Annotated in this window: 11 protein-coding genes; all 11 read right to left on the reverse strand. The window is 29.8% G+C overall.

The features are described 5' to 3' along the window. Positions 1-124: 124 nt before the first annotated feature. Complete coding sequence (locus tag FE394_RS06530) at positions 125-1,276, reverse strand: glycosyltransferase (RefSeq protein WP_319925591.1); 1,152 nt, start codon at positions 1,274-1,276, stop codon at positions 125-127. Positions 1,277-1,283: 7 nt separating this feature from the next. Beyond that, positions 1,284-3,182, reverse strand: coding sequence for an asparagine synthase (glutamine-hydrolyzing) (gene asnB, locus FE394_RS06535; protein WP_319925592.1), 1,899 nt, complete (start codon positions 3,180-3,182; stop codon positions 1,284-1,286). Positions 3,183-3,205: 23 nt separating this feature from the next. Further along, positions 3,206-4,405, reverse strand: a complete 1,200-nt coding sequence (wzy, locus tag FE394_RS06540; protein WP_319925593.1) for an oligosaccharide repeat unit polymerase — start codon at positions 4,403-4,405, stop codon at positions 3,206-3,208. Positions 4,406-4,428: 23 nt separating this feature from the next. Continuing rightward, complete coding sequence (locus tag FE394_RS06545) at positions 4,429-5,388, reverse strand: glycosyltransferase family 2 protein (RefSeq protein WP_319925594.1); 960 nt, start codon at positions 5,386-5,388, stop codon at positions 4,429-4,431. After that, positions 5,369-6,859 carry a lipopolysaccharide biosynthesis protein gene (locus tag FE394_RS06550; protein WP_319925595.1) on the reverse strand — a complete coding sequence of 497 codons (1,491 nt, stop codon included), beginning with the start codon at positions 6,857-6,859 and terminating at the stop codon, positions 5,369-5,371. Before FE394_RS06550 ends, FE394_RS06545 begins: the two co-directional genes overlap by 20 nt. A gap of 27 nt (positions 6,860-6,886) precedes the next feature. Further along, the gene (locus FE394_RS06555; protein ID WP_319925596.1) at positions 6,887-7,318 is read right to left on the reverse strand and encodes a GNAT family N-acetyltransferase; all 432 of its coding nucleotides are present in this window, start codon (positions 7,316-7,318) and stop codon (positions 6,887-6,889) included. Continuing rightward, complete coding sequence (locus FE394_RS06560) at positions 7,302-8,240, reverse strand: DegT/DnrJ/EryC1/StrS family aminotransferase (protein WP_319925597.1); 939 nt, start codon at positions 8,238-8,240, stop codon at positions 7,302-7,304. The genes FE394_RS06555 and FE394_RS06560 overlap by 17 nt, the downstream gene beginning before the upstream one ends. 17 nt (positions 8,241-8,257) lie before the next feature. Beyond that, positions 8,258-8,980, reverse strand: coding sequence for a WbqC family protein (locus tag FE394_RS06565; RefSeq protein WP_319925598.1), 723 nt, complete (start codon positions 8,978-8,980; stop codon positions 8,258-8,260). Beyond that, positions 8,980-10,077: a dTDP-4-amino-4,6-dideoxy-D-glucose aminotransferase VioA gene (gene vioA / locus FE394_RS06570; RefSeq protein WP_319925599.1), complete on the reverse strand. Its 1,098-nt coding sequence runs from the start codon at positions 10,075-10,077 to the stop codon at positions 8,980-8,982. Before vioA ends, FE394_RS06565 begins: the two co-directional genes overlap by 1 nt. Positions 10,078-10,089: 12 nt before the next feature. Next, positions 10,090-10,971, reverse strand: a complete 882-nt coding sequence (rfbA, locus tag FE394_RS06575; protein WP_319925600.1) for a glucose-1-phosphate thymidylyltransferase RfbA — start codon at positions 10,969-10,971, stop codon at positions 10,090-10,092. A 64-nt stretch (positions 10,972-11,035) separates the two neighbouring features. Further along, positions 11,036-12,085: a dTDP-glucose 4,6-dehydratase gene (gene rfbB, locus FE394_RS06580; protein WP_319925601.1), complete on the reverse strand. Its 1,050-nt coding sequence runs from the start codon at positions 12,083-12,085 to the stop codon at positions 11,036-11,038. Between the last annotated feature and the right edge of the window lie 13 nt (positions 12,086-12,098).

Consider the following 12,098-nt stretch of genomic DNA (forward strand, 5'->3'; position numbering starts at 1 on the left):
TTTATTTGAAATTTTTGGGTTTGTTAGAATCTTTTTTTATAATTGACATTTTATCATGATTTTTATACTAAGAATTAAAAAGTTTATTAATATTAAAAAGTATAATATTGTTAACAAATTAAATTCATTTATCATTAATATCCCATGCTTGTATGTATCTATTGAACATTGTTGCTATACTAAATCTTTCTTTTATCGAATTAGAACAATTGTTACATCTTATTAGCCATTTATCTTTGTTTAGTGAAAATTCATTATATGCTTTTTCTAAAGCATCTTCTAATTGTTGAACATTGTCATTGCTATTTATTATCCAACCATTTTTATCAATTATAAGGCTTGCATCTCCAATATTTGTTGCAATACATGGGGTTTTTGCTACCATTGCTTCTGCTATAACATTTGGAAATCCCTCACCAAAAGAACTTGATAATACATGTAGATCAATCATATTCATAAAGTTAGGTATGTCGTTTCTTTGCCCTAATAGTATAACTTTATCTTTTATACCTAGTTCATCAATTAATTCATATAGTTCATTATTTTTATTATCTATGTTTTTACCGACTAATAATAACTTTGTTCTTTCATCTTTATATTTTGTGAATCTTTCAAATGAAGTTAATAGTAACTCATGGTTTTTTTGGGGATCATATCTAGCTACCATGCCGATTAGAAAAATATCAGACTCTAATTTTAACTCATCTTTTAATTTATTTTTATCCTGTTCTGTATGTTTGAATGTGCTTAAATCGTAGCCATTTTGGATTACTGTGAGTTTATCATGGGCATACCCTAATTCTTTATGAGTATTTAATGATGAGTATGCACAGCAAATTATCTTTTTCGGAATTTTATTGCTTAATAATGCACATAATTTTGCAATAAGTATGGTCGTTTTTTTGGAGTGTGTTAGATGTAGATCTGTATGCCTGATATTCCAAAAAATATTTTTTATACCAGCTAATTTAGCAATTATACCTCCAATTAAATCAGCATGATACATCCAAGTTTGAACTAAATCTGGATCTTCTTTTTTTATTGTTTTAAATAGAGTTATAAATGAATAAAATGATTTTATATTTTTATTCATATTTAGAGTATATACTTTTATTCCTTCATCTTCTAACAGTGTTCCATATTTTCCTATGGAAGTTAATGAAATAATTATATGTGTATTTTTACTATCATATTTACAAAGCCTATATAATACACCTTCAGCTCCGCCATTACCTAGGCCTGATATTACATGCATTATTTTCTTTCTTTCTTTCATGATATTCTCATTTTCTAACGGATGTTTTTGTATTTTCTTCAAGCCAAGCTTGAAACATTAAAACACTCCATAAACGGTATGAGTGGTCTTTGGTTCCTTTTATATGTTGTTTCCATGCATTATTAACAATATCAGAATTTAGAAAACCTTCATCACTCAGCCTGTTACTATTTAATAAAGTATCAGCCCATTCTTTTAATGGTCCTTTTAACCATTGTCCGATTGGTATAGAAAAACCTTTTTTCGGTCTCTCTATTAAATTTTTAGGAACATGCCTATAAAGTACTTCTCTTAAAATCCATTTTGAATTATTTTTCCTTATTTTCATAGATAGAGGTAATTGCCAGGCAAATTTAATTATATTAGGATCTAACAGTGGTATCCTAGTTTCTAAGCTATTAGCCATAGCTGCACGATCCACTTTTACTAATATATTATCAATCATATATTGTTTAGTATCAATTGCCATCATCCAATGTTCAAAGGAATCGGTTATAGGCCAGCTGTTTACATTTGTCATGAAAGTTAATGGAGTTGATGAGCCTATAACTAAATTTTCAGAATTTTGCCAATGACTCATTAAAATGGAATAAAGTTGTTCTCGATTATTCGAAGGTAATACACTTAATAATTTATTAATTTTGTCAGGTAAAGGAAAGTCAGAGAGGAGGGAAACAGCTAATTTTCGTAATGAAATAGGCAGCTTACTTATTTTATTCCAAATATTAGGTGCAAATTGGTATGGAGTATAACCACCAAAAAGTTCATCTCCAGCATCGCCGCTTAATGCTACTGTTACATGTTGTTTAGCGAGTTGACTGACTAGGTATGTTGGGATTTGGGAACTATCTGCAAATGGTTCACAATAAATTTTTGGTAATTTAGGAATTACTGATAATGCATCTTGAGCATTTACATAAAGTTCTGTGTGATCTGTACCTAAGTAATCAGCTACTTCTCTAGCATATATTGCTTCATTATATTTTTGTTCATCAAAGCCTATTGCGAAAGTTTTTATAGGATTGCGACTATATTGTTGCATTATAGAAACTATAGTACTACTATCTATTCCTCCACTTAAAAATGCTCCAATAGGAACATCTGAAATCATTTGTGAAGAGACACTATTTTTAATTAAATATTCTAGATGATTTATTGCTTCATTATTTGATCCTACAAATGGGTTTGATATACCATCTTCGGCTATTTCATTAAAATTCCAGTAGGGTTTAGAAATTATATCTTGAGGATTTTGATTTTGTCTGATAACAATATAATGACCAGCATGTAATTTATTAATACCTTGGTAAATGCTATATGGTGCAGGGATATAATTATGACGGAAATAAAGTGTTAAAGCATTTCTATCTATTTCTGCATTAAATGCCGGGTGTTGCTTTAATGCTTTAATTTCTGAACCAAAAAGTAATGTATTATTACACCAGCCCCAATATAATGGTTTTTCTCCCATGCGATCTCTTGCTAGCATTAAAGTTCTTTCATGGGTATCCCAGAGAGCTATAGAAAACATGCCTATTATATTCTTTAATGTTTTTTCTATTCCCCAGAAAGAAAGACATTCTAATAAAGTTTCTGTATCTGAATGGCTTTTCCATAGTATTGTTGAAACTTCAGATTCTAGCTGTTTGCGTAAATTAAGATGATTATAGATTTCACCATTAAAAACTATAACATAGCGCCCAGATTGTGAGCGCATTGGTTGGCTTCCAGCGGAAGATAAATCAAGAATAGATAAACGTCTATGTACAAGTAGTATACCTGCTGACTCATCATGCCATTGGCCTATAGCATCAGGACCTCTATGAAACAAAGAATTTCCCATGAGTTCAGAGATATATTTTTGGGGCTTATAATTTGTCGATAAAGCACCGGCAATTCCACACATTAGCATACCTTTAAATTATATGATTATTTTGATTTCTTTCTATTGAAAATCACTTGTCTTTTTAAATAAAAAGAAAATCTATATATTAGAATAATAAAAACACTATAAAGCAAAATATTAAAATATGCGCCAAACCAACCATGAAAAAGATATATGAGGGAAAAGCATGCTATAGTTGTGAGTAAGCGAGAGTCGGCCTTTCTTGATATATAATAAAATTGCATAGTGACGAATAAAAATAAGTATAAAACTAAAAAGAAAAATTTATCTTGTAAGATGAAGAACCATCCTGATAATCCAGGATTTATGTTCCAGCTTGGATTTTTTATGTTGTAAAATTCTGTTACTATATAACTACTTAAGCTAATGTATTTTTCATCTGATATTTTTAGTATCGTTTGCTGAGGTAGACCCTCCCACCAATATGAGACAAAATGATCAGAAATATATTTTTGATATAAATTATCTGAGTTTTCTAATAATAATGCAACGTGACCAATATGTTGAAATCTATTTAATATATAATAAATGCTTTGTTTATATCTAGTTGTTTCAAATGAATCACTTATTCCATAAATAAACTCTGTTAGAGACATACCTGTTCGCATAGCCCATTTGGCATCAATTATCATGGGGAGAAGTAAGAAAGCAATGAGAATAAATAAAAAAACATAAATTAAATTTTTCAAAGAAATTTTGCTTGGATTATATCTAAATAGGATAGTGAAAAAAACTATAAAAACTCCCCCCATCCAGCCTCTTAAAAACATAGATAACAAATATATACTGGTGTTTGCGAAGAATAGTCTATTTGAAGATAGATGAATACCAATAATTATATATAGAATATCAGGTTGTAATAGAATGAAAAGATAATTTAATAATGATCCTTCACTAAGTCTTGTGCTATCACCGGCAATATTCACTCCCATTGATTTGTTAAAAATAATATAGGATATTTGGACTAATAACAGCGTTACTCCAATAATTCTTCTAAATTCAAATTTGTGTTTTTTTGTCTTTTTATTGAAGTAATTATATAATACTATTATGAATAGAATAAGAATTGCTTGCATCAAAAATGCATATATGAGGCTTTCTTCTTTTAGAGAAAAATATTTTCCTTCTAATATAAGTCCACCGTCATATATACCGGTTAGCATAGCTATAAAGTTAGTAAAAAAGTAAAGCAAGGCTAGTATGTAGACTGGATTTATTATCATGTTGATAAATTGTGATTTATTGATTATAATATTTTATAGCCACGAAGCTTTGCCCGTAGTTGACAAATTACTATGGCTATAAATGGAATGTATCTTAGAAAATAAAAAATTTTTTGTATAATCGAATATTTGACTATTTCACAGGAAGTTTTTATATATTTATTGAAGTCGTCTTTGTTGCCAAAGACGGCACTTTGATATGCATAATTAAATATAGATTTAGCGTAACAATATTTTATAAACTCTTTATCTATTTTATTATCTAGTAGTGCCTCATTAAAGATTCTTTGATTGCCTTCAATTAATATAGGATTAACTCGTTTATTTTTGGAGGAAACACCAGTTAGATAACGATAGGCTCCTAATTGAGTATCTAGATGGTAAATGCTCCCTTTATTTGCTTGAGCTATATGAACTTCAATATCAAGAGTATTAGGGTGCATATTAATCCAAAATTCATTACTTAGATCATTAATGAACATTTTTGATGAATGACAAAAAAAAGGTAAATTTTCATATAAGTCTCTTATATCGTGCTCTCCTTCTTCATAACTTATAAAGTTTGATTTTATTTTTTTGCCATGTTGATTTACTATATACATGTCATGTGAACAAATAACACAGTCTGGATTATTTTCTAATGCTTGCACTTGCTTAGATAGTTTATTAGGAAATGCATAATCATCGCCATCTATGTGAGCAATATATTTACCACGTGCTAATTTATATACGGAAAGGATATTGCCAACCGTACCAATATTTTCTTTATGATAAATTTTCTTAATTCTATCTGGATATTCATCAGAAACTTTATCAATTATTATTCTTGTCTCGTCTGTTGATGAGTCATCACCTATAATTATCTCATATTTGAAATTGCAATCTTGATTAATCAAACTTTTTAAACATGTTTCAATATATTTTTCTTGATTGTAAGTTATGATGCAAACAGATACTTTAATATCATCTGTATTTGTTTTCATTTCTCTTCATTTCTCTTGATGAAATTAATGCTATTAGGAGTGTTATTATTGCAATTCCACTTGTATATAGAAAAGCCAGATATCGATTTTTTAGATCAATTGGAAAGAATGATAATATAATACAAGTTAGTATGATTGGTATATAAATTCTTAAAATATCTTTTATAAACCATTTATAATGTAGCCCAGGTTCTAATTTGTGATGAATAAATGTAACCCAACATAATAAAAATAAGCTATTTATTGTGACCCATACATATCCGGCACCAAGGCTACCATAATGATTAGAAAAATAAATAATTGTTGGTATTAATGTGATTGCCATTAATATATTACCAATAAAATGGTAACGAAGGTTGCCTTTTGCATATTGTAGATAATAAGGAAATGAACAAAGTGTTAAAATACCATTACCGATAGCATATAAACAAAGGATTGGAGCAGCATGGGATGCAAGTATAGGATCCCCAGTCCAGGCAAATAATAATGGTTCGGCACATAGTGAGATGGTTGCTGCTGCTGAACCTGCAATTATGCAAACTAATTGTGTAGAATTACGATATAGTTGTATGATTTCATCATGCTTTCCTTCAGCATGCAACCTTGCCATTCTAGGCATAATAGTAGCACTAATTGGCCCACTTATTATTAGAATTCCACTAGCGACAAGTACTGCAAGAGTAAAATAACCATACTCTGAAAGTGAGAGAATTCCGGACAAGATAAGCTTATCCGTTTGCGTGACAAAAATCCAAATCGATGAAGTAAACGCGATAGTTAATGCAAATTTTAAAATAGGTTTTACTGGTTTGAATGACCAACCAATTGGCGAATTTAATTGAGTTTTTGAGGGAATTATTTTTATAGCGTAAAAAAATAATATTATTATTTCAAAAATAGCGATAAAAAGTTGGTGTATAAAAAAAACATATGGTGTGAAACCATAAAGCCACATACTGATAAATACAGCAACAAAGCGTAATGTAGCAATAATGACATTGAACCCACTAAGCCAAACAAATTTTTCTGAGCCACTTATAATTCCCTTATAAAGACCGCCTATCCATCGTAAAGAAATACTAATTGCCATTATTTTAATAGAAAAAATGACTTGATCTATTGATAAATAATTTGTTTTTAGCCAAATAGTTGCTATTTTTCCAGAAAAAATCCATAAACCAGCTCCTCCAATAAAGGCTATAAGAAAAAAAATTAGACTGAGGGACCGGAAAAGTTGACTATATACAAGTGCTGATATAGAGCCTCCATGGTATCTTGCTGTTTCTCTGCTTATTGTTGGCGTTAAACCTAAATCAAGTAACCCGAACCAAGCTTGCAATATTGCAAAAAATCCGACTAGACCATAAGCTTCAGCTCCCATATATTTAATATAGAACGGCAGGATTAATATTCCCACAATAGATACATAAATTTGGCTAATGTAATTTGATACTATGTTTTTACGTAACATATAAATATTTTATGCCAAGGCTGTTATTTATAAATCTTTTGTCATATATAGAGAAAATTCAGATTCAAATATTAATTTAAACCCATTTTTCTCATATAATTTTATCGCTATTTTGTTGTTTTTATATACTTCTAATGAGATTTTTTTAAAGTTGTCTTTTTTTAGTTTATTTTCGGCTTGTAACAATAATTTATTTGCTATCCCACTGTTTCTACAAGACGGATGAACAGCAAGAATTGATAAATATGCAGTCAGAGTGTTATAGTCATTGGCGTACATAGCACAACAAGATAAAATTTTTTCTTTATCAGCAGTATAAAAAAATAATGCTTTTTCAATTAATTTTCTTGCATATAAGGTGATGTTTATTTTATTGTTTAATGGTGGAGTGAACTCATGATTTATCTTATTAAGAAATCTTATTAGATCTTTTTCTGTTGGTTTATTTTCTTTGTTCATTAAAGAATGCCTCAATGTTATTACATAGTTTAATAATATCCTCTTTTGTAGTATCTTGATGAACAGGAAGGTTTAATATCTCGTTAGAGATTTTTTCTGAAAAGACGAATTTTTTCAAATCAATCTCATCTATTAATCTATAATACAATGAAATTGTTGGTAGGTTATTTTTTAATAAATAAAAGTATAATTTTTCTCTTAACTCATTTTTTATTCTAATAGGAAAGGATTGAGGTATATCATCATGATCTAGTTTGAATATTATTTCTAAATTTTTATTATTATTTAATAGAGCTGAATAATAATTGAAATTTTTTCTTCTGGAGTTTCCTATTTTTTTAAAATCCGAATTGGAATAAATTTTTAAGGCTTGTAATGATATGTCTTCCTCAGAGGATGGGGGGGCTATATTGTATTTATTGTTATTTTTTTTTAGTATTCCTCCTGACTCTGTCGCTAGATATTTATGTATAGAATAAAAGCTGAAATCGCCGTAATTTCCTATTAATTGTTTTTCTTTTCCTAAGTGGAATGCGTGAGCACAATCCTCAACCAAAATAACATTGTTTTTATCACAAATGTTTCTTATTTTTATCATATCACTACGACAAAAACCAAAATAGTGAATAATTAATGCTAAATTAATATTATTTTCTAATATAGATTTTTCAAAATCTATTATATCAACCTCTAGTTGATTACCTATTTTATAAAAGCTTGATGTTATATTATGATTTAATACTGCGTCATATACACCAGAGCCTTCTTTATCATTTCTTCCAATATAGGAGGGTAATAGAAGATTTAATTCTCTTTCGCTTTTTAGTGAGTGGAGGATTAGATTCCAAGCTGTACGTGCATTTTTCGTAAATATTAAATTTAATGAACAATTATTAGGATTGTGAGCTGATTTTGTGATCATAATATTTTCTTGATAATTTAATTTGATGTAATAGTAGTCAAATAACTAGCATTTATCATATTCATAGCTTCAATTGGTTTGTTGAACATTAGAACATCTATTATTGACAAACCAGGCTCAAATTCTTTTTCTATTTGTTTATACTGTATCAAAGGTTGTTCTATAAAAAATAGATTTACATTCCCTTCTTTATATTTCTCATAATTAAAAAAAGATTTTCCACCAATTGCATTGATATACGTGTTGGCTCCTAATGATTTACAAATATTTAAAGCCCATTCATCAGGTGAGTTTACGTTATCTATTATTTTATCAAACTTTGAATATATGCAAATTTCTGTTTTTATATCTAAATAATCACATATTTTTCTTAAAATATTTTCATTTAATTCTGATATGCTATCATGATGTTCAGATAAGCAATGTTTAACTAGTTCTATTGTCTCTTTAAAGTAAGGAGCTCTTTTTCTATATATATCCAATTGAGATATGATTTGGTTCTTCCATTGAATATCGTTATTAATTTTTATTTCTTTTATAGATGTATCTAAAGGAGATTTCATAAGAGGAACTTTTATATAGACACTTCCTCCTCCTAATTTTAAAATCCTATTTCTTGCTATCCAGCTTTTTCTCATAAACTGTGGTGTATCGAATATAATGAATTTATCAGCTTTTGCTATTAGGCTAAAATAACCAATATATGGAAAAAAATAAGGTTGCATTATAGATAATTTCATTATTTAACCTTCAATAAACTAATTATTTTGTTTTGAACGATTTTTTCTAAGTCGGAATAAATAGGTAAGCATAATATTTTATTGGAAATGTTTTTAGCATTTGTCAGATTTTTCGATGCTGTTAATCCTCTATACATTGGCATATCACTTATTAAAGGGTAAAAATACTTCCTAGATAAAATATCATTTTCTTTTAATTTAGAATACAATTCATCTCTTGATAGAGGATAATCTTTTTCTATTAGTATAGGGAAGTATGAAAAATTTCTTGTTGAATACTCAGATAATTCTGGGATAGTAATTCCTTTGATCTTTTTTAACTCTTTCCTATAATAAGCGTCGACTTTTTGTCTTTTCCTTATTGCCTCTTGAACATATTTTAATTGTAATAATCCAAAAGCAGCATTTATCTCGCTCATTTTTCCGTTAATACCTGGAGCGGTAACAGTAACCTCATCTGCAAAACCGAAATTTTTTAGGTAGTCAATACGCTGTTTTGTTTTAGCATCTGGACAAATTATCGCTCCACCTTCAAATGTATTAAATACTTTTGTAGCATGGAAACTTAGGATTGATAAATCACCATGGTTTAATAAACTTTCACCTTTATAATCAATACTAAATGCATGGGCTGCATCATATATGATTTTTAATCCATATATATCCGCTATTTTTTGTATCGCTTCAACATCACAAGGGTTCCCATAACAATGAACTGGCATTATAGCTGTTGTTTTCGGTGTGATGGCTTGTTCGATTCTTTTAGGATCTAAATTGAATGTTTTTGGATCTATATCCACAAAAACAGGTGTTAAATTATTCCAAATAATTGAGTGTGCAGTTGCAACAAATGAATATGGAGTTGTAATAACTTCACCACTAATCCTGAGAGCTTGTAATGCTGTGACGAGTGCTACAGTAGCATTGGTGAATAATGATATATGCTTAACACCAAGATAATCACATAGTTCTTTTTCTAACTCTTGATGAAATGGTCCATTGTTTGTTAACCATTTATTTTCCCATATTTTTTCAAGATATGGAATAAATTCTTCAATAGGTGGCAGATATGGTTGAGTGACAGGTATTTTTTTCATTTTTTAATCTTATTACTGAGTTTTTAATTGTTCGGTTAATGATAATAGATATTTACCATAGCTATTTTTTGACATAGATTTAGCTTGTTTTTTTAAAGTGCTTATATCTAGCCAATTATTTCTGTAGGCTATTTCTTCTAAGCATGCGATTTTAAAACCCTGTCTTTTTTCTATTGTTTCAACAAAGGTTGCAGCTTCGAGTAAGCTATCATGTGTACCTGTATCCAACCATGCAAAACCACGCCCTAGAAGCTCTACTTCTAAGGATTCATCTTCAAGATACATTTGATTAATAGATGTAATTTCTAATTCACCTCTATGTGAGGGTTTTACTTTTTTGGCAAAATTAACTACTCTATTATCGTAAAAATATAAACCAGTGACTGCATAGTCTGATTTAGGATGACTAGGCTTTTCTTCGATCGAAATTGCTTTCATGTTTGAGTCGAATTCCACAACTCCGAATCTTTCAGGATCTTTTACTTGGTAGCCAAAAATAGTTGCTCCATTATTTATCGAAGATGCTCTTTGTAATTTAGGAGAGAAACCTTGTCCCCAAAAAATATTATCACCAAGTATTAGGCATACTGGAGAATTCCCAATAAATTCTTCACCAATTAAAAACGCTTGTGCTAGTCCTTCAGGTTTTTCTTGTATCGCATATTGCAAATTAATTCCTAAATTACTACCATCATTTAATAATCTTTTGAAATGGCTTTGATCTTCTGGAGTGGTAATAATAAGAATATCCTTTATTCCTGCGAGCATAAGCACAGAAAGAGGATAATATATCATTGGCTTATCGTATACTGGGAGCAATTGTTTGGATATTCCCAGAGTAATAGGATAAAGCCTTGTTCCGGAACCACCAGCTAAAATTATACCTTTTCTCATTTTTTTTACCATAATATCGTATGTTATATATTGATTTATTTTTATGCTTTTTTATGAAACATTTTTAGGTAAGATTGGTGTTTATATTTTTTATCCATTTCTTGTGATTTAGGTACCACTCAACAGTTTTCTTAATGCCTGATTCAAAAGTCTCAAGTGGAATCCAATCTAATTCAGCTTTAATTTTTGCTGCATCAATAGCATAGCGGCGATCATGTCCGGGTCGATCGGAAACAAATTTAATTTGTTCTTTGTAAGGTACTTCTTTAGGTACTAGCTCATTTAAAATCTGGCAAATTGTCTCGACGACTTCGAGATTAGTTTTTTCGTTATGGCCACCAATATTATAAGTTTCGCCATTTTTACCAGTGCTAACAACTAAATGTAGTGCTCTGGCATGATCTTCAACATATAACCAATCGCGAATTTGATCGCCTTTACCATAGATTGGCAAAGATTTCCCTTCTAATGCATTCAGAATAACAAGAGGTATTAGTTTTTCCGGGAAATGATAAGGCCCATAATTGTTGGAACAATTGGTCACTATTGTTGGTAGTCCATATGTTCTATGCCATGCCCTAACTAAATGATCGCTGGATGCTTTTGATGCTGAGTAAGGGCTACTTGGAGCATAAGCCGTTTTTTCGGTAAATAAAGGAAGGGGAGAACTATCTGGGAATTGATCTGGGTGAGGTAAATCACCATATACTTCATCAGTTGAAATATGGTGAAAAATGAATTTGTTTTTTTTGCCTTCAGGTAGTTGTTGCCAATAATTTCTTGTAGCTTCAAGAAGAGTATAAGTACCAATAATATTCGTTTCAATAAAATCACTGGGACCACTGATTGATCGATCAACATGGCTTTCAGCAGCTAAATGCATAATAGCGTCAGGCTGGTACTGCTCTAAGATGCTATCTAATCTGTTTCGATCACAAATATCTGCTTTTTCAAAAGAATAGCGCGGACTGCTGTCGATTTCTTTGAGTGATTCTAAATTGCCTGCATAAGTGAGTTTATCAACGTTAATAACGCTATCATTAGAATGGTTGATAATATATCGAATTAATGCAGAACCAATGAAACCCGCGCCACCAGTAACCAGAATTTTCATTTTTGAGTTTTTC

Source organism: Xenorhabdus littoralis, assembly GCF_033949345.1.
GTDB classification, from domain to species: domain Bacteria; phylum Pseudomonadota; class Gammaproteobacteria; order Enterobacterales; family Enterobacteriaceae; genus Xenorhabdus; species Xenorhabdus littoralis.